Genomic DNA, 20,356 nt, shown 5'->3' on the forward strand with positions numbered 1-20,356 from the left:
TCACGCGACCGAAAGAATCAATCTTTGCGTCTAAGCGAGCGCATCACTTCGCCCGTGATCCCGGACATTCGAGCAGCGCACCGTTGAGTCAGGTACGGACTAAGAACGGGAAGTCGCTCAGGCTGCAATGAAGCTAAGCGACCGCTCGATTAGCCAGAAGCCTGCGATCATGCCGATCCCGTAGGTGACGACCTGTCGGGCCCTGAGGAGGATTGGTTCACCATGCGGGATTCGCTGAACGATGTGGGCTCCGCCCAGTAGCGCGGCAATGAAGATGAGTTGTCCGCATTCGACACCGACGTTGAAGGCGAACAGGGCCAGGGGCACGTCCTGTTGAGGCAGACCGGTGTCCAGTAATGCGCCAGCGAAGCCGAGCCCATGCAGGAGTCCGAAGGGGAAGACGACCGCCCACGGGTAGCGGACAGTGATCCCGATTTCACCTCGAGACATTTTGACCACCTCGGTGGCGACGATCATGATGCTCAGCGCAATCATGGCCTCGATCGGCGGCCGCGGCAGGTTCACGACGCCCAGCGACGCCAGCGCCAGCGTGATGGAGTGCGCAACGGTGAACGCAGTAATCGTGCCAATCAGACGGCGCAAGCCGGGTACGATCATCATTATCCCAAACAGGAACAGCAGATGGTCGTAGCCGGTCAAGATATGCTCGATACCCATTCCGACATAAGTCATTGCGATGGTCAGAGCAGTTTGGCGCGGCTCAAGCTGGAAGGCGGGCCGCGCTGGCGTGAGGCGCACGACCTGGCTGCCTCCGCCGCTCCACTCGATGCGGACGAGGGCATCCGTCAACGTGGATTGCAGGCCGGAGATTGCGATGGTTTTGCCAGCGAGCAAGCCAGGGTGGCTAACTTGCCAGCGGGTGACAAATGAATTGTTGGCAAAGGTCGAGCGTGGTTCAGTCACCACGACGGTGTCGTCAGGCAGTTCGACATCAAGCGCTAATCGAAGTTGATCGCCGAGAGCCGGCACTTTCCAGAGAATGTCAAAGACGTCATTCCCGCTCTGTCTGATTTCGAGATATGCAGGGCGCAGCTCGTGCGCGCTGCCCGAAAGGCACATCCAGCCAAGCAGGATAGCGATGGCGCAAACCAGACGCATCATGGTTACTGTCTACGTGACGGCTCGGAAGCCTGTTCAATGACGATGCGATAGCGGCCGCGAAGCCGGGCGAACGCCTCCGCATTGGCCTTGATACGTTCGCGTTCATTCCATTCGCGCAGGAGTTTTTCTCTCGCTTCGTTGAGCGAAGGAAGCCGCGCTTGATCCCGGCCTGTCAGTCGGATGAAATGGAGCCCGTAGGAGGACTGAATCGGCCCCTCCCAGGAGCCCAGCGGGATTTGGGCAAGTTGTTCCGGAAAATCCTCACCGAACAAACGGCTCAGCTCATTGGCCGGCACATCGGCAAACGATTGGCCGAGCAGGAAACGGTCGCCGAACTGGGATGGATCGAGGCCCTCATCAGGTTCCTTGAGCGCTTTCCGCAGAGTGCTCTGCTGGTCTGCCAGATCGTCGCGATGACGGCCGGGATCCAGAAAGACATGCGAGAAAGAATAGCGGCCGTCGGTTCTGAACCGCTCGGGTTCGCTCTGCAGCAGTCGGTTCAGCTCGTCATCGGTTGGTGCGCGCTGTGTCGCGACGTTTTCGGCCAGGAATTCGAGTTTTTGGCGAAGTCGTCTCCGGATTACGGGGTCGTCGTTGTCGAGTCCCATCGCCTTGGCTTCGCGATAGAGGACTTCCTCGTGGACATAGTCATTGACCAGCTCGTTGAGTTCGTCCGGATTCGGCTCGCGGCGCCAGCTGCGGCTGAACATACTTGCCAGATGTGTGATACGGCTCCGCGAGACGATGATGTCCTGGACGGGCGCACTCCCACTCCGGGTCACGCCGGCATGAACGGCGAACAGGATTGTGCCGAGAATGACGAAGTGAAGCAGGGGTTCGCGAAGAATCCGCCGCATGACTGAACTCTCGCGCTATTTCTTCGGCGTGTACCAAATCGGGGATGTATACGCCCGCTCCGTCACGGTCATGGTCGTCCCCGGCAGCGGGGTGACGCTGAACCGCTTCGCGTCATAGGCCGTCCACCGCGGAGTTGGAATCTCGATGACCCGACCGTAATAGAAGGCTCGCAGCGCCGGATCGAACTCAGGGTCCTTCCAGACCGTAATCAACTCTGGCGCCCCGATCGTGTTGGTCCAAGTAGCGTTGGCAAGATCGACCGTGCTGCCCACCGAAGGCAACTTGCCGGTCTTAGCGTCGGGTTTGCGGTCGCCCGACCAAGTGACGTCATACACCTTCTCTTGAGCATTGCCGTCCTTGTCGAGCCATCCCTTGACGATCTGGTAGCGGTCCAGATTGGCGCCGATCGGATCCTTCAGCGCCGCGACAAGGAACGTCGGGGCCTTGCCTTGCGGCGCGGCAGCGAGGTCGCCGCCCATCGGCACCCCCTTGGTGTAGCCGATATTGGCCGGCAGGCGATTGTCGGCATCACCCGGCGCGAAATCCCAGCCGCCGAAAAAGCGAACGATCATACGCGAGCCAGTGGTCGCGTATGTCTCCTTGCGCTCCATCGCGTCCCACAATGAAGCCCGCGTATTCTCCTTGGCCCAGACCGCCGCGTAGCCGGAGGCCGACACCTCCCAGTCCATGACGTTTATGCCGGTCTCCTTGTTGTCAATGAAGGTCGACAGCATCCGCTTGGGGCTCGGCTCTTGGGGTGCAGTCTTGCCGAAGAAGTTCTCTTCCTCGATCGCGACGAGGCCCGTGTGAGCATCGGTGCTTCCGACCATTCCAAACTTGTACGGATTGACGCCCAGTGACTGCTCCAGTTTGAGGCCGTTCTTGAGAGCCGACCGGGCATATTCAAACTCGAGCATTTCCTTCTTCTTGGCGACGCTCCCGTCAAGGTTGCCCTTGTCCCATCGTTCAAAATTCGCGAATTCGTCGTTCGGCGACAGGAAGGGGTGCGTTTCGCTATCACCTTTGGTCTGAGTGGTCTCGTAGAGTCGCTCCCACTTCGCGCGGGTCTCGGCATAGTCTCGGTCAACCTTCTTGCCGAATGTCTCGACGGTTGGGAACATCAGACCGTTGCTGAGATTGCCGTTATGGCTGATGGCGAGCACACTGCCACCAGTCTTCTTCTCGTAGTTGTCCATCCACTTCCAGAGCTCGGCGGGATTGTCGCTGCCGAACGGAGGCGTCACCGTGAACGGATCGACCTGACTCGCCTTGTCACCATTGTCACGGAAGATGACGTTGCGGTGCAGGTTGTTTCCGCCGGTGTTGGAGGTCCACTCGTAACCGATGAAAGCCGTGAAGCGCCCAGGATCATTGTACTGTTCTGCCGCGGCGATATTGTCGAGCCAGGTATTGTGATAGGCCCGGGTACCCGGGAAATAGATGAGGTCCTTTGGAAAAGTTCCGTGAGAGAAGGCGATAATGATCTCGATGGCCGCCTCGTCGCCCTTGCCAGACTGGATCATGTCGTACCAGCGTCGCCCAGTCGGATCGGCCAGGATTTCCGGTTTGCCCGCCATCATGTCAGTGAAGAAACCCATGTTGTCGGAATGGTCGGCGACGACGAGAAAATCGAGCGGACGCGATAGCTTCACGGGTTGTCCGCTATTGGATGTGATTTGTTCGCCCCGTGCAAAGCGGTAGGCATCCCGCGGCTTCAGGCGAGCGCCGAATGCACCGGCATCAAAGGATATCGCCGTGTGCAGATGGGTATCCCCGAAGAACGGTCGAGTAGGGAAATCGCGATCAGCGTAAGGGGAGTAGTTGGCAGGCTTCTTGAAGACTGCTTCCGCTTTGTCCTTGGTGAGAGAACCCGTATCGTCCGCGGTCGCAGGCAAGATCGTCCCTAGCATCAGGGTCGACACCAATGCGCACATAACGCTTCGAGACGTCATGACAATCTCCCCCCCTTAATCCCCATGCAGATTCAGTAATCTTGGCGATCAATTAACAACCATATGATTGAGAGCGTCCAAAACCCTTGATCCAGCTCAAAGCGTAGGTCTGCTTCCGGCCATTGCCGACATTGCGTCTAGGGACGGCATAATGGACCTTGGCCCAACAGCGCGCTTTGCGCGCTCGGGGAGCCATGCGAGATCTATGCTGATCCGCCGCCCACCAGAAATCCCACAGAAACCCCGTGAACGAACGTGCATGAAAACGAACAAATGAGCACGAAAATCGTTGAAAACGTTCAGATTTGCCGGATGCGCGCTGCGCTCATAACGGTCTGGTTGCAGGCTCGAGTCCTGCCGGGCCCACCAAGAGGATCAATATCTTACGGAGTTCTCGTTGCTCCTAAGGCCACTGCCGCACCAGATACGTGCATTCGTTCGTGAGCAGGTTCGCACACCATGATCATTTGACGGCGTCAGACCGATAGCTGATTTGGCACTCGAGATTTCCGCATGCCGCTCACTGTGAGAAAATCGCAGTGACGTTTTCGCCCGACGGATAGTCCGTTTGGGCCATGATCCTTTGGCCACGGAGGGTGCAGACTTCGAGCCGTCAGGATTTTGCATCACCTTCCTGGGCCTGGAGCCAATGGCCGCCCGCACGCATTTTAAGCGGGTCCCGCTGTGCTGACGAACCAACGGCCCGTTGCAGCATCCCGCTCCCGCGCACGGAGGGCCGGGCCGTCATGGACAGACAGCCGATACCCATCGGTGAACAAATCATCACCATCGTCTTGCTGGTGATCTTCGCGCTCGTGATTTGGTACGGCGCCATGATCTGAGACTCGGGCGCTTTCTTATTCACGGGGTTCGCATTCGCGCCCGGCTGGCCGTATCGAGCAGCGCTTCATTCAAAGGCGCCTTGGTGACCATGGGTATATTGCACCGGCTTTCCCACTTCGAAGTCACCACGGTTGTGTCTCAACCTTTCCGTCTCGGCACTGAGGCCGAGACACCGCCCTGTTCGGTCCCAGCCGATTAGGACGGGATTCCGGATCTGGAAGTCTGGAATCGCCGCTCACGAGGCTAACCACCTGCCTTCCAGCAGTTCGGCGCGCTGCTGTCTCTGTGCCTCGCGTTCGGCTTCGGAACCAAAAATGCCCTGCCCGGGTAGCCACCGCAACAAAAACACCAAGGCGGGTAATGGCGCCATTCAGACGTCCATCCAATGCATGTCATTGAATTCGCTCAAGATATCCCACCTGCCGGGATCGCCGCGTCATTTCCCGCTGCAGTGTTTTCAATGTGTTAAGCCTCAATTTGGCTCGCTGGGTGAGAAGATGAGCCAACAGCGGAAGGACTTTCAGCTCGGGGATATTCGGTAGGAAAGCCCAGCTTGTGCAGAACGAGCAGCCTCGTGAAGACTGGACCAAAGCAAAGCGTCGAAAGCTGAGAGAGCCAGTGAGCCGTCCATTGCCGCGCGTTCGCGCCGCCTCATGCGCACGGCTCGGCCAGCCCTTCATGTGCACGTCAACATGAAAACACCGAGCCTCCTCAAGCACCACATCCGCTCGGCGCGTGAGTGGCAAGTCATCGCCTGTGGTCGCGCTCTTTCCGGATCACGGACGGACCCAAGGTTTGACGATCATTGTGAGCCACCCCACAGCTCGCATGCCACCAAAGTGATAAAAGGCATTTTAGACATAAAGGCATAGTGTCGAGCAATTGGACAAGACCGCTGACGGTCTCCCGGCGGTCCGCGAGCCGCTGGTTTGTTGATTTTCTCTCCAAGACAGGGTTCCATTCCGGCTCCATTGAGCCGAGGTCGTGCAATGCCTGCCGGAGCTGTCGCAAGGGAGCAAGCCGCCCACACGCCAAAATGGGTGAATGCACGCCTCCAGTCTCAGGACTGGTCAAACAACCCTCGCGCGGAAGCCCGGACCGCGGCAGTACTGCTTATCGACATTGCTGGCTTCACGGCGAAGACCGACCGCGCTGCCGGCGACGGCGCCGAAAGCCTTACCTACTTCATCAACGATTGCTTTGCGATACTGGCCGACGTGATCGATTCAGCGGGAGGCGACATCGTCGCTTTCGCCGGCGACGCCATTCTCGCGATTTGGGTCGATCCGGACGCTGCAGTCGCTACCGCGCAGGCCGTACGCTGCGGCCTTGCGCTGCGACAGGCCATGACCGCCGGGCCGGGCCGAGAAGCGATCAATGCGCGTACGGCAGTAGAAACCGGCGAAGTGTTCTTCTGCAGGCTCGGCGGTTGGCAGGACAAATGGCACTATGTTGCAGCCGGTGCCCCCTTCTACAGCATCGGCCTCGCTTATCAGAAGGCCGAGATCGGCGACATCGCGTTGTGTGCAAACGCCGCGCGGCTGTTGGCGGGCTCGGGCTCGTGCGAACTCGAACCCATGCCCTATGGGGCGCGGCTCCTTGGAATGAACTCGCCTAGTGCCGTGGCACCGATAATCGGCACTATCTTCGGAAGCCACACGGACAAGGCCGACGCCAGCGACTGGGTCGGCGAGTTTCGCACGCTCACAGTGGCGCGGGTCGGCCTTCCCGATTTCATTTTCGATGATGATTTCTTGACGAGACTGCAGGCCTTCGTCGTTGACGTCCAGCAAATCGCCGAACGGCTCGAGGGAACCGTTCATCAGGTCCTGATGGACGACAAGGGCCTGACTCTCACGCTCGTCTTCGGATTGGCTCCGCTTGCCCACGAAGACGATCCCTTCAGAGCCGTCGAGGCGTGTCTGCGCCTCCGTCGCCAGCTGGAAGCGAAGGCCATTCCTATTTCTGTCGGCATGGCGACGGGCCGCCTGTTCTGCAGCAACTATGGCGGCCTCCATCAAAGGACGTTCGGGATTTTTGGGCAGGCGATCAATGTGGCCGCGCATTTCGCCGAGGCCGCACAGGGCGACATCGTCTGCGACGCCACGACGGCCCAGGCCGTCGGGCGCAGGATCGTGTTCAACCTGCTGCCACATCTCCAGGTCAAGGGGACGGGCGCATCGATGTTGGCGTTCAGCCCGGCGGCAGTGTCCGACGATTTCCATGCTCCGCCCCGGCGCACCATCATTGACCGCGTCAGCGAAGCCGCGATGCTCAGGAGCTGCCTCGACGGTCTGAAGACGGGAACCGGTAAGCTCGTCCTCATTGCAGGTGAAGCCGGCATCGGAAAATCGCGCCTGCTCGAAGACTTCATCGGATCGGCGCAGGCCGACAATCACGCCGTCCTGATCGCAAATGCCACGGCCATCGAAAGATCGACGCCCTATTTCGTGTGGCGCGCCGTGTTGCGGCAGATCTTGCAGTTTGAAGGACCGGGTGACGGACTGCGGGTTCGACGCGAATTGTCGGAAGCGCTGCTCGAAAACGAGTCGCTGCTGAATTGGCTTCCGCTGCTCGAAGAAGTCATTCCACTGGGATTTTCCGAATTCGCCTTCACCGAACAGATCGTCGGCTCGGCTCGCGCGAGCGCGATCGAAGAACTCGTGATCTTCATCCTACGCCGATCGAGCGTTCGCATCCTCCTGATGGAGGACGTCCACTGGTTCGACGGCCCCTCGATCGAACTGCTCGGCGCCGTCGCGCGCCGGCTTTCTGACTTCCTGATCGTGGTTACCCAGCGGACCCAGACGACAACGATCGCAGAGCAGCGCCTTGCCGTCGAACTCGCCTCGTCGCTGCAGCTGCGGCTCGACCGGCTGTCGCGCGACGACGTGCGGCTGCTGGTGAAGCGGCGCCTGAGATCGTCCGAGGTTCCGCCGGAATTAGTGCGATATGTCTACGGTCATGCCAGCGGAAATCCGTTCTTCAGCGAGGAGCTCGCGCTCGCGCTCAGGGATACCGGAAAGATTCAGGTTACGCGGGGGATTTGTTCGTTCGACGAACAGAGTCTCGCCGAGTCCAGCATCTCGCTCTCGACCAGCGTTGAACGCGCAATCGTCAGCCGGATCGACCTGCTATCGCTCGACGACCAGCTGGTGCTCAAGGCCGCCAGTGCTGTCGGCGACGCCTTCTCCTCCGAGTTGCTGGATCAAATCGTCCCGGAGTTGTCCGCTGCCACCAAGGCGGAATGCATCCGCCGACTGATCGACTCCGACTTCCTGCAACTCGATCGCGAGACGAAGCCACTGTCCTTTGTGTTTAGGCACTCCATAACGATGGAGGTTGCCTATCATGTCTTGTCTGTTGCGCAGCGAAGGACCCTCCATCGGCGGATTGCCGGCTTCATCGAGCAGCATCACGCCGAGGAGCTGCAACCGAATTATGCGCGCCTGGCAAGGCATCTCGAGCTTGGCGGTGAGCCGTTGCGGGCGATCACTTACCTCGAGCTTGCGGCGCAACAGTCGCGCAACAACTCGGCAAATCGCGAAGCGATCCGTTACGTGGAGAAGCTATTCGATCTCACGCAGCGCGAAGCGATCCAGATCGGAAGCAGCCGCAAGGCGGCTTGGGAGGTCATCCTCGGCGATGCCTGTCACGAATTGTCGGACTACGAGAGCTCGGCCAACCACTACCAACGCGCGATGGAGTTGCTTGGTCATCGTCTCCCGGCGAGCAAGACCGAACGAATCGGCGCGCTTGTTCGCAACGCCGCAACCCAGTTGAGGTTACGATTTACTTCGTCGAAACAAGTGGACCTGGCTGAGCAGGACAGGTCCGACATGCAGCGCGTCGCTCATATGCACGAATTTCTGTCGGAGCAGTATTTTTACCAGAACGACTCGCTGGCCGTGCTCAACGGAACCCTGGCCTCGTTGAACCTGGCCGAAAAATGCGGCGCGACCCCAGAGACGATTCGAGGATACAGCGCGCTGGCCCTCGGAATGGGGATGTCCGGCATGGTGGGGATCGGCCGCACCTACGGAGCGCGCGCGATCCAATTGGCGGAAGATTACGGCTCGCTGCCAGAGATCGCGCGGGTCCGACTCGTTCTCGGCGTTCTCTCTTATGGCCTCGCCGAATGGGACAATGCCGAGGCGCATGGCGAACATGCAAGACGTTGTTACGAGCGCTTGGGAGACCGAAAGCGTGCGCAGAACAGCGAGACGATGTTGATCTTCATCGCGCTGTTGCGGGGATATATTTCGCTCGCCGACGAGCGGCTTGCCAGGCTGTTCGCGGAACTCTCCGACGATTCCCCGCCGCAGATCCGCGCTTGGAGTCTTTCCTTGCGGGCATTGATCGACATCACCCGGGGCGGGGCTGATAACGGATGCCTCGACAAACTGAAAGCGTTGGCGGGTCAGCGGTTGATCCGCACGGAACAATTGCTTTGCACGGGCGTGGCCGCGGCCGGCTATCTCGAGCGCGGCGAGGTCGCAGTCGCCCTTGAGCTTGCGGAACGGGGACTTCCAATCTTGCGCGAATGCGGCGTTGTGTGGGGCGGATATGCCTTCGGACCGGCAGGAATCGCCGATGTCTTACTGAGCCATTGGGAGCGAGCTTCCGGCTCGGTCTCTCCGAACATTCAAAGCCAGGCGAAGCTGGCGTGCCGGGAGCTTTCCCGGCTCGCTCGAACATCGCCGATCTGCCGTCTCTACAGTCTGTTAATGAACGGCCGATTGCGCTTCCTGACCGGTCAACCGGCGCGGGCGCTCGAGAATTGGAAGCGCGCCGCCAAAATGGCCGAGCTGCTGCAAACCCCCCGCGAGCAGGCGCAGGCGATCTATCGAACCGGCCTTGCGATCAGCGCGAGCGATCCTGAGCGTGAGTCTCGCCTGCGGCAGGCGGCTGACATCTTTGAACGCCTCGGCGCCGCCAAGGAACTCGCCGAACTGAAACGTGTCCATCCATCGCTGTCGTCGCAATGGAGACAGACTTGAGTCAACGCCGCATCATCATCGTGGGCGGCGGAATGGCGGGACTTTCCGCCGCCTATCAGCTCAGCCTTACCCCGGAATTGCGCAAGCAGTATCACGTCACGGTCTACCAGCTGGGATGGCGGCTCGGAGGCAAGTGCGCCAGCGGGCGCGATGCGCAGGGCCGCAACATCGAGCATGGCCTGCATATCTGGTTCGGCCACTACCTGAACGCCTTCCAGATGTTGGAGGAGGTTTACCAAAATTTGCCGCGGGAAGGACCGACAGTCGGATTGAACTGCTTGATTCTCCCGCAGGGTTACACGCCGATCGGCGATCCCGATGGGGCCAAGCCGAGCGTGTATGACGTCAGCTTTCCGACATCGAAGAAAGTCGGTATACCCGGCAGAGAACCGGCTGACCTCAGCATCGCCAATTGTCTGTCGCACGCGATAGGGCTGTTGATCGCCTTCCACGATTATGCGCTCGGGTCAGACTCGCCGATCGTCAAGCTCGACGAAGTTTCGATCGAAACGATCAAAATGCGCGACGATCCGCAGTTTCCACCCTCAAGACTACTCGGTGTGGTGACGGCCAGAACCTGTCTGGAGATTGCCTCGGCATGGCTGTTGCATCTCGACGAAGACATGATCTCGTTTGGCCCCGCGGACATGGAATTGGTCCGCCGGGTGCTTCAGGGCGCTGCCGGCGCCAGTTGTCATATGACCTTTGCGAATACCGCAGCCGGTCACTTGTTCGACCAGGCCTTGCGACTAGCGTGGCCGCTGGTGGACGGCATTTTCGACGACATCGTGATTGAGCAACGATCCATCCAGCAGATGGACGGCGAGGACTTTCGCCGCTGGTTGGTTCGTCATGGCGCCGAGCCCTCACTGGTCAAGCAGTCGCCAATGGTGAGAGCGCTCTACGACACGATGTTTCAGTATCCGGACGGAGACATCGCCAACGCGAGCTACGGCGCAGGAACCGCGGTCCAGGTCCTGCTTCGAGCACTCGGAACCTATCAAGGAGCCGTGGCGTGGGAGCTGCAGGCCGGTGCAGGCGAAGTGATTGTCGCTCCCCTGTTCGAGATACTCAAGCAGCGAGACGTCGAGTTTCGGTTCTTTCACAAACTGACCGATATCCGGGTCTCGTCGGATGGGCGATCTGTCGATTCACTGCACTTTGACGTGCAGGCGATACCGAAGTCCGGCTATGAATGGACCGTACCGATTGGCCATGGACTGTTCGGCTGGAGCAGCCAACCCGACTGGCTTCACCTCGACGTCCCCCCCAACGGCTGCGTTGATTTTGAATCGTTCTGGTGCAACGAGCGGGTCGGCACCGACGTAAAGACACGAATCGACGATTTCGACGATGTCGTCCTGGCGATACCGCTCGGCGCTTTCAAGAAGTTCACGGGTAACAAAAGTGTCGAGCGACCGCCCGGACCGGGCCTATCTAGCATTGAAGCAAAGCACGAGCCGTTCGACGACCTTTACAACTACAGCACCGACTTCTGGAATATGGCGGCAAAGCTTCGCCTGGTGCCCAGTATCGCAGTTCAGCTCTGGAGCACGCGCCCGCTTGCCGGCCTCGGCTGGTCCGGACAAAAGCCGGCGCTGGTGTCAGGCCCCAATCCTCTCGACATCTGGGCGGACATGTCTCAGCTCCTGCGATATGAGCGCCGCGACCCTCCCTACTCGCTTCACTACCTCTGTGACGTCTTCCCTTCGAAATTGTACGCAGCGCCGCGGACAAGCCGGCATGCCCAGGAGATGGCAAATCTGCTGGCCTATCTCAAGACGTTGGATTGGCTCGAGCACAAGGCTAAATTCATCTGGCCGAAGGTAATGACGAACGGTGCGTTTGACTGGACCGTGCTCTACGACGACCAGGATCGCGACGACTATCGCCGGATCAGGGCGCAGCACGTCAAAGCCAATGTCAGTCCCTGGGATTGCTGTGTCGCGACGGCGGCCGGCACCAGCGCCTGGCGCCTGAAGACCGACGAGTCCGGCTTCAAGCACCTGTACCTCGCCGGAACCTGGATCGACACCGGCTTCAACACCGAATGCGTTGAAACAGCCGTGATCTCGGGAATGCAGGCGGCGCGCGCGATCACCGGCGCAGAGCTCGAAATTCCCGGCGAGCGTTTTCTTCACGCGACCCGACAATATCTGTCTCTCTGTGATGTTATGCGCAGCTGCGCGCCCGCTCCCGCTGAATGAGGATTGGCTGCATGGCGCGCAGAAAGATTGCAATCCTGGGAGGCGGTGTCGCGGCGCTCAGCGCGGCGTTCGAGCTGACGGAGCAGGATCCCCTGCATCAACTGTTCGACATCACCGTCTACACGATCGGCTGGCGGCTTGGCGGCAAGGGAGCGGTCGGCCGCGACAAGGAAAAAGGGTATCGCGCCGAGGAACACGGACTTCATGTCTGGACCGGCTTTTACGATAACGCATTCGAACTGGTCGACCGGCTTTATGCCGCGATGAACGATCTCGATCTCAGCCCGCCGTTCGGATCACGCGAGAACGCCTTCGAGGGCCTCGATCGATCCGTGCTCATGGAGCCGTTCAATTCGGGTTGGGCTTCATGGACTATCGACATTCCACCCCATGAAGGAATTCCGGGCACACCGCGTCCCGCATTCTCGCTCATCGATTTTCTGCGCTCACTGCTCGAATGCTCGGTGCAGCAGAGCCAGTCGATCGCTGGCTTCACGGACCAATGGCCGGAGGGGACCCAGCACTCCGCTGTGGCGGCCGGAGCAACCGACGGTCCTTTCAGAACGGCGCGGGCGAAGGTCGATATCCTGCCGCAGGATCCCAGGGCGGTCAGCCCGAGTGACGCCGCCGAACTACAGACGATACTAAGGCATGCGCGGACTCAGCTCTGCGGCAAGCCGGCGTCGGCCGCCATGTCTCGCGACCCGCGCGAGGTCGTGGCGGAGGTCGCGCTGACGATCGCGATCGGCATGTTGAGCGACGGCGTGCTGTGGCAGGGCTTCGACTGCATCGACCATCAGGAGTGGACCGATTGGATGAGGTCGAACGGCTGCTCGGATTCGGCGCTGGATTCCGCCATCGTCCGTGGCTGCTATGATTATGTGTTCGGGTTCTTCGGTAGCCACACGGATGAACGCGGGAATGTCATTCCCTGCAGGAATGTGGCGGCTGGCACCGGCACCCGCATCCTATTGAAGCTGCTCTTCACATATCGCGGGTCGTTCTTCTACCTTCTCAAGGCGACCATGGGCGAGCTGCTGTTCGCTCCGCTCTACCAGGTTCTCACGAAACGCCACGTCAAGTTCGAATTCTTTACCAAGGTCGAGCACATCGGACTGTCTCAAGACAAAGCTTCGATCGAATTCATCGACACCACCGTTCAGGCGACAACCCACTCCGGCAATTCTTACGATCCGCTGATCTGGATCGGCGCAGATGGCACAATCCCGAGCTGGCCTTCCCATCCAGACTCCTGTCAGCTGGTCCAAGGGCAGGATCTGCGAGACCAAAGAATAGACCTGGAATCGGCGTGGACGAAGTGGCCCGGCGTCGACCCTCCCCGGAAGTTGCTGCGAGGGAGGGACTTCGACGATGTCGTGCTCGGCATCGGCATCGGCGCATTCCGCACGATATGCAAGGACCTGATCTGCCACACGCCCGGCTGGCGAGAGATGGTCGATGCCATCAAGACGACGGCGACGGTAGCCTTTCAAGCATGGACAAGCGTCGGCATGCGAGAGCTCGGTTGCAAGCAGGATCGAACGGCTCTTTCGGGATTCGTATTGCCGCTCGATACCTGGGCCGACCTGAGCCTGATGTTGCCGCTGGAAAAATGGCCTCAACCGCCTCCCAAGGGGTTGGCATACTTCGTCGGCTCCCTGGTCGACGATCCCGCGGATCCGCCGCCCCCGTTCTGCGAACACAGCTATCCGGCCAGGATGCTCGCGCGGCAGAGGCGAAGGATGCTGCACTGGGTCGAGAACAACCTTCACTTCTTGTGGCCCGGAATTGAAGGCCCCGGCCATGCCATTCGTTGGGAGCGATTCTTCGACTATCGTGCTTATTGCCCCCCGACTCGAAGGCGGTTCTTCGCGCAATATCCGCGGGTGAACATCAATCCCTCGGACCGATATGTGCTATCAGTTCCTGGCAGCGTGTTCAAACGCATGGAGGCCGGCAATTCGGGGGTCGACAATCTCTTTCTCGCCGGCGACTGGGTTCGTACCGGTATTAATGCGGGTTGTATTGAAGCATCGGTCATGGCGGGCCGCTCTGCGGCAGCCGCAATTGCAGGAGTAGATATTGCCATGCCAAACGCCAACGACTTCGACGACGTTTCGCTGCCAACCGCCTTGTTGCCGGCATTGGACCTGCTGCGCAAGCTTGCCACAAACGCCGTCGCCGGCACCGGCGAAATCGAGGCGTTCTGCGTCGTCCAACAACGGTCGCGCTCCGAACTCGAGAAAATGCTACCCGATGGGCTGACACTCCTCGAACCTCCAGCGCCCCACAGCACGATCAAGACAGCGCATTACGGCGCGTCGCCCGATGGCAACACGGAAGAGACACCGGAGCATATCCCCGAGCCACCGCATCATGTCGTCCTGATCTTTGCCCGGCAACGCAACGTGCGTCCGGGACCACTACCCTTCGGCGGCGCGCACTACCTGGAAATAGCCCAGCTGATTCCCGACGTTATCCATAAGAACGCACCTTCATTGCAGAACGTCCTGTTCAGCTACATGCCGCATTTGTTTGTGAGCTCGCTGGCAGCCACGTTGATCGGCCAGAATCTTTACGGCTTCAACAAACAGGTCGCACGAATCCAGGATGACAATGACTCCTTCTCCATGCGAAGCTCATCCGGCACCATAAGAACCTGGTTCGAGCGCGACGGCGTGCCCGGTGGCATCGACAGCTATCTCGTCATCAAGCAAATCCGCGACAAACTGGATCAGCCTCTGGTCGGCGTCCAGCCGGATGGCAATTTCATCTACTCGATGCTGAAATACGGTCTTGGCGGTGCGGTCGTTCAACCCATCAAAGGCAAGATCGCGCTATCCTCGCCTTTCGCCCATAAGGCAGAGGAGATCGAACTCGCACCGATCTCAAAGCCGCCGCAAAAGGACGACGCTTGGGGATTCCGGTTCATCGCGCCTTGGACGCTCAGCCTGCCCTTCAACTTTCCGGCCGGGCGGCCGAGTTCGAGCGCAAGAAATCTGGCGAGGGCCACCGGCGAGTACAGCACGGCATTGCTGGGCCGTATCTTGGTACGACGCTGACGGCCTGGAAGCTTGGCGCCACTAATTCGCTCAATGGTCGCCAAGACACCGCGCTCGTACGAAGCTCTTAGGATGACGACCGCCATCAAAACGGCGAGAGTCGACCAGCTTTGGTCGTGGCTGTACCTGCCGCTCGTACTCGAAGGAGGTCTCTCCCGACCTCAGCACCTTCCGGACCGTGTTCCGCGACACTTCAGGTCGCGGACGATCTCCTTGATCGTCTTGCCCTTGATGAAGTGCTCGCGCCGTATCCGCGCAATCGTCTCCACGACCAGCATCCCCGACCACCTGCTTCATTCCAAAGCAGGCAGCGCAACAGCCCGACCTTAGGGAGGCTGCTTCGGAGCAGGGCAGCGCAGGATGATGCCGCACGACACGTGATCGCGCGAGCCGTTACCATTTCAATAGGCGCGCGCGAAGTCGCCCTCCTGTTTGATATCGGTGAATACAGGAAAGCGCGCCTTCCACGGCGTGCCCTTGGCCGTCGTCAGCTTGTTGAGCCGCTCAAGCACGCCGAGGCCATCCTTGCGCAGGCTCGCCGAAACCGCCGTAAGGTCCGGGAAATTCTTCAGGACGGCATCGAGCCAGATGGTGCGGCCCGCGAGGAAACCGCCCGCGCCCGCGGCATAGGCGAAGTCGAGGACGCGCTCGAATTTTTCCGGCGCGGCGCCGCCCGACAACAAGACCCAGGGAATGCTCCGCTCACGGCAGATATCGCCGATCGCATCGAATTCCTTCTGCGCGGCCCTGGCTTCGGTGCTGCCGTCACGGGCCGGCAGGCTGTTGGCCGCGAGAGGGCTCTCAAGCTTCAGCAGATCGACGCCGTATTCGGGCTTGGCAAACTCGCGCACGCTGTCGATGACGAGGCCCGGGAGCTTGCCAGGCGATTCCACATAATCGGCGGTGTGATTGGCGCTACCAAGGAACGGATAGACCAGCAGTTCAAGAACATAGGGAACGTCGTGGCGGGCGCACTCCTCGCCAATCTCGCGCACGAACCGCTTCTGATGCTGGTTTACCGCGGCGTCCGCATCCGGCCGATACCAGGCCAGCACCTTGACGGCGTCGCCGCCCATGGCGCGAATTTTCTCCACACTCCAGTTGGCGATCGCGCGCGACTTGCGTCCGCCCGCGGTTTCCTCGACGCGATGCTCCTCCAGCGTCATGATCAGACCGCAGCGCGGCGGCAACAGATCGATCGCGGCGGGCACGGCAAAATTCGGGTCGAACAGCATCGAACTGCAATGCGGCGCGAGGTTTTCCACGAGGAGCCGCTTGGCCGCAGTGACGTCGGAATATTCGACCTGATCCCGCGTGATGCCCTTCGCCTTCGCAATGGCATCGAACAGCGGCGGCCGCTGATCCAGCGCGACCATGCGAAAGTGGCCTTCCGCGTCAGCAAGGCGTCCCAGCCCGCGGTTCTTTCCAATCGTCCTCATGGCTTCGTCCTCATGAATGCAAGACAGTCGTTGATGGTGGGGATTCCGTTGCGGCCACCGGCGTGGCGACATTTCATCGCGGCCGTGGCTGCAGAAAACGCCATGGCGTTGCGCACATCGAGGCCGACGCCGATCGCAAGGGCATAAGCGCCGTGGAAGACGTCGCCGGCACCGGTGGTATCGACGACATCGACGGCATAGGCGGCGCGCCGGTGCAGCTGGCCATTCTCGTACCAACTGACGCCACCCTCGCCGCGCGTGACGGCGATGACGCTGCAGCGGAAGCGCGCCAGTGCTGCGAGAGATTCGTCTTTGGCAGATCCGGCGAACGAAGCGAGCGCGGGCTCGGAGAAGATCGCGTGGTCGGTCAGCGGCAGCAGTCTCTCGAATACCTCGGCATCAGCCATGTCGCCGTCGAGCACCGTCGGTATGCCGCGCGCACGCGCCTCGCGAAACAGCGTCGCGGCGCCCTCCACCCAGCGCGGATCGGCCAGCACCGAGGATGCGCGAGCGACGGCTTCAAGCGGAAGCCAATCGGCCGCTTCCGGAAAGAGACCACGGAAGTTCACGATCTGCCGCTCGCCCGAACTGTCGACAATGATCCCTGAGACCGAAGAACGGCCATCGGGAAACAGCCGAAAATTCTCGACCTCGACACCTTCGGCAGCAAAAGCCGACCGCATCTCGTGCCCGGCGGCATCGTCCCCTGCCCGCCCCCAGAACGCGACGGAGGCACCGAGCCGTGCGACCGCGACCGCGGCATTGGCGGCCATTCCGCCGCCAAGGGTACCGTAGTCGATGGCCTTTATCTTCTCGCTGTTGCCCGCAAAGAGCCGATCGACGCGCCAGACCTGATCAAGCGCGGATAGCCCAAGGCAGATTACCTGGACACACCTGGCTCCGGACGCCACATCCGCGAGCGCCGAAAGATCTTCGATATTCGCCGATGCGCTCACCGCAAGACCTGCCCGTTCGCTGCATCGAACAAATGCGTCTTGCCCGGCTGCGGCCGAAGGCTGAGGCGATCGCCGAGCTTGGGCCGCAACGACGGATCGACCCTTGCAATCGCGGAGACGCCGGCGAGATCGAAATGAATCAGGGTGTCCGAGCCGAGCGGCTCGACGAGCTTGACGTTGATCGCAACGCTATCGGCCGTATCAGTGGCCGCGACGAAATGCTCGGGACGAACGCCGAGGATCGCGCTGCCGGCCCGGCGCAGGTGGCTTGCGGTCTCGCCATCCAGCGGCATCGCCTCTGCGCCTTGCGAAAGGATCGCGCGCTCCCCGCGCCATTCGACCGGGAAAAAGTTCATGGCGGGCGAGCCGATGAAGCCGGCGACGAACTGGTTGGCCGGCCGCTCGTAGACCGTCTCCGGCGTGTCGTATTGCTGGATCGTCCCGCCCTGGAGCACCACGATCCGGTCGGCCATCGTCATGGCCTCGATCTGGTCGTGGGTCACGAAAACCATGGTGGTCTTGAGCTCCTGCGATAGCGCCTTGATCTCGGCCCGCACCTGCCCGCGCAGTTTTGCGTCGAGGTTGGACAACGGCTCGTCGAACAGAAACGCCTTGGGATTGCGCACAATCGCACGGCCCATGGCGACGCGCTGGCGCTGTCCGCCGGAGAGCTCCTTCGGCTTGCGATCGAGATAGGGCTCGATGTGCAGGAGCGCGGCGGCACGCTTCACGCGCGCATCGATCTCCGCCTTCGGCGTTCCCCGCAACTCCAATGCGAACGACATGTTGTCGTAGACGCGCATGTGCGGATAGAGCGCGTAGTCCTGGAACACCATCGCGATGTCGCGCTGTGCCGCTTGCACGCCGTTGACGCGCTTGTCGCCGATGTAGAGGTCCCCGGACGTGATCGGCTCGAGACCCGCGATGATTCGTAGCAGTGTCGACTTGCCACATCCGGATGGCCCCACGAACACGACGAATTCATGGTCCGCGATCTCCAGATTGAGATCGGGGATCACGGTGAAATTGCCGTAGCGCTTGACGAGGTTGCGGATCGAGATCGAGGCCATGATCGCCTAACCCAGCGCCAGTACCGGCTTGATCAGCTCGCCCCTGGCAAAGCGGGCGAAATTCTCAGGCAGGGCCGACAGGCCGAACTCGCCGTCGACGAGGACGCGGTATTCGTCCTTGAACTTGCGCAGCAGCTCGATGTTCGGCTCGAAATCCGAGACCGGGAAGTAGAAGGTCCGGATCATGTAGAAGTCCTTGCGGCGGAACACCTTGCCTTCTTCGATGGTCCAGGGCGCGGCGTTCTCGCCGACCAGCACCAGCGCGCCACGGGGCAGGACAAGCTCGATGCCGAGATTGCGCGCCGCATGCGCACCGGAGCATTCCATGATGAGAGCGAAGCGCTGCGATGTGTCGCCGACGGGATGCGCCTTCGCTCCGAAGGATTGCGCGATCGTCAACCGCGTCGCATTGGGGTCGGCGACGTGGATGTCGTTGTAGCCGAGCGCGCGGAGCGCCAGCACGACGCCGAGACCCACTGGCCCGGCGCCCATGACAAGAACAGGTCCGGCCTCACCCGGCGGCACCACGCGGCTGACGAAGCGGACGGCGTGGCCCGACGTGCCGATGGTGTCGAGCAGCAGCGGCGCGAGGCTGTCCTCGATATCGTCAGGCACCGGCAGCAAACAGTTTTCCGGCACCGGAACATATTCGGCATAGCCGCCCGGCCGGTTCCAGCCGATCAGGCTCGAGACCTCCAGGCACATCTGGGTGTCGCCGCGCTTGCAGGCGGCGCAGTGGCCGCAATGCAAGGGAATATAGACGGCACAGCGCCGACCATGCAGCCGGTGACCGGGCTGCTCGACGACGCCAAAGATTTCGTGTCCGGCAGTGAACTCTGCGCCCTTGTGCCAGAGCTTCAAGTCCGAACCACACAGCGCGGTGCGCGAAACGCGCACGAGCACTTCACCCGTGCCGACGTCGGGCATTGCCACGCGCTCAATGGTGATGCGGTCGTTGCCGTGGAAGACCGCGGCCTGCATGATCGAATTCGGACGGGGTGACACGTTCATCAGATACTAACCTTTCACCGCGCCGAGCGTCAGTCCGGACACCAGCCAGCGCTGCACCAGAGCCGCCAACACCAGCGGCGGCAGCGCGATCAGCGTCGCCGCGGCCATGAGGGCGCCCCATTGCGTCGAGCCTTCGCCGATGAAGTTGAAGGCCGCCGCGATCAGCGTCTTGGTGTCGCCGTTGGAGAGCACCAGCGCAAACAGGAAGTAGTTCCACGAGAAGACGAAGGCGAGGATCGCCGAGACGGCGACGCCGGACGCCACCAGCGGCAGCGCGATGCGCCAGAGGATGCGCGTGACGCTACACCCGTCGACCTGCGCCGCCTCGAAGACGCTGCGCGGGATGCCGTCGAAGGATGGCAGCAGCACCCAAATCACGATCGGCAGCGTGATGACCGCGTGGCTCAGGATCAGCGCGGTGTAGGAGCCGATCATGCCGATTTGCCGGAACATGACGTACCACGGCAGCAGGAACAGCGTGCCGGGCGCCATGCGCGCGGCGAGCGTCAGGATCGCCGGCCACGAGATCCGTGTCCAGGACACGGCGAAAGCAGCCGGGATGCCGAACAGTAGGCCGAGCGCTGTCGAGCCGACGGTGACGATGAGGCTGTTGAGCGCATAGCTGAGGAACGGCGTGGTCTTCGTCAGCTCGACATAATTGTCGAGCGTTGGCGTGAAGATCAGCGTCGGCGGATAGGCCGTCACCTCGAACGACGGCTTGAACGAGGACAGCACCATCCAGACGGTCGGGGCCATGATGAGCACGCCGGCCAGCACGAGTTGGACGGTGTTGAGCCAGCGGATCCAGCGGTCGGTGTTGGCGGCATCCGTCATGA

At 61.0% G+C, this 20,356-nt stretch carries 12 protein-coding genes and 1 pseudogene; 3 read left to right on the plus strand and 10 right to left on the minus strand.

Annotated elements, in window-relative coordinates; translation table 11 throughout:
- Positions 1-117 precede the first annotated feature (117 nt).
- The 4 genes from XI02_RS32935 to XI02_RS32950 form a co-directional block, all read right to left on the minus strand.
- The gene (locus tag XI02_RS32935; protein WP_016844827.1) at positions 118-1,122 is read right to left on the minus strand and encodes a HupE/UreJ family protein; all 1,005 of its coding nucleotides are present in this window, start codon (positions 1,120-1,122) and stop codon (positions 118-120) included.
- Between the two features lie 2 nt (positions 1,123-1,124).
- The gene (locus tag XI02_RS32940) at positions 1,125-1,979 is read right to left on the minus strand and encodes a peptidyl-prolyl cis-trans isomerase (RefSeq protein ID WP_018273186.1); all 855 of its coding nucleotides are present in this window, start codon (positions 1,977-1,979) and stop codon (positions 1,125-1,127) included.
- Positions 1,980-1,994: 15 nt separating this feature from the next.
- Positions 1,995-3,932 (minus strand): DUF3604 domain-containing protein, encoded by a 1,938-nt coding sequence (locus XI02_RS32945; protein ID WP_197971363.1) that lies wholly within the window; start codon positions 3,930-3,932, stop codon positions 1,995-1,997.
- A gap of 613 nt (positions 3,933-4,545) precedes the next feature.
- Positions 4,546-4,797 carry a hypothetical protein gene (locus tag XI02_RS32950; RefSeq protein WP_172647323.1) on the minus strand — a complete coding sequence of 84 codons (252 nt, stop codon included), beginning with the start codon at positions 4,795-4,797 and terminating at the stop codon, positions 4,546-4,548.
- A gap of 967 nt (positions 4,798-5,764) precedes the next feature.
- Here XI02_RS32950 and XI02_RS32955 point away from each other — a divergent pair.
- From XI02_RS32955 to XI02_RS32965, 3 genes are read left to right on the plus strand one after another with little or no spacing between them, the layout of a single operon-like run.
- Positions 5,765-9,775, plus strand: coding sequence for an AAA family ATPase (locus tag XI02_RS32955; RefSeq protein ID WP_172647322.1), 4,011 nt, complete (start codon positions 5,765-5,767; stop codon positions 9,773-9,775).
- Entirely contained in the window at positions 9,772-11,982 is a 2,211-nt protein-coding gene (locus tag XI02_RS32960) for an FAD/NAD(P)-binding protein (protein ID WP_172647321.1), read from the plus strand. The genes XI02_RS32955 and XI02_RS32960 overlap by 4 nt, the downstream gene beginning before the upstream one ends.
- Before the next feature lie 11 nt (positions 11,983-11,993).
- Complete coding sequence (locus tag XI02_RS32965) at positions 11,994-15,044, plus strand: NAD(P)-binding protein (RefSeq protein ID WP_172647320.1); 3,051 nt, start codon at positions 11,994-11,996, stop codon at positions 15,042-15,044.
- A 105-nt stretch (positions 15,045-15,149) separates the two neighbouring features.
- Here the strand turns inward: XI02_RS32965 and XI02_RS32970 are convergent.
- The 6 genes and pseudogenes from XI02_RS32970 to XI02_RS32995 all read right to left on the minus strand — a co-directional run.
- A pseudogene (locus tag XI02_RS32970) lies at positions 15,150-15,322 on the minus strand (IS21 family transposase); the annotation flags it as partial.
- Positions 15,323-15,445: 123 nt separating this feature from the next.
- A complete protein-coding gene (locus XI02_RS32975) occupies positions 15,446-16,483 on the minus strand; it encodes a tagatose 1,6-diphosphate aldolase (protein ID WP_016848480.1) in 1,038 nt (345 codons plus the stop codon).
- On the minus strand, positions 16,480-17,439 hold the full coding sequence (locus tag XI02_RS32980; protein WP_018273190.1) for a sugar kinase: 960 nt from the start codon (positions 17,437-17,439) through the stop codon (positions 16,480-16,482). Before XI02_RS32980 ends, XI02_RS32975 begins: the two co-directional genes overlap by 4 nt.
- The gene (locus tag XI02_RS32985) at positions 17,436-18,509 is read right to left on the minus strand and encodes an ABC transporter ATP-binding protein (protein ID WP_075968360.1); all 1,074 of its coding nucleotides are present in this window, start codon (positions 18,507-18,509) and stop codon (positions 17,436-17,438) included. Before XI02_RS32985 ends, XI02_RS32980 begins: the two co-directional genes overlap by 4 nt.
- Positions 18,510-18,515: 6 nt before the next feature.
- Positions 18,516-19,520: a zinc-binding dehydrogenase gene (locus XI02_RS32990; RefSeq protein ID WP_172647319.1), complete on the minus strand. Its 1,005-nt coding sequence runs from the start codon at positions 19,518-19,520 to the stop codon at positions 18,516-18,518.
- Positions 19,521-19,526: 6 nt separating this feature from the next.
- Entirely contained in the window at positions 19,527-20,354 is an 828-nt protein-coding gene (locus tag XI02_RS32995) for a carbohydrate ABC transporter permease (RefSeq protein WP_016848476.1), read from the minus strand.
- Positions 20,355-20,356 lie beyond the last annotated feature (2 nt).

It is taken from the genome of Bradyrhizobium sp. CCBAU 21365 (assembly GCF_015291305.1).
Classification (GTDB): Bacteria; Pseudomonadota; Alphaproteobacteria; order Rhizobiales; family Xanthobacteraceae; genus Bradyrhizobium; species Bradyrhizobium elkanii.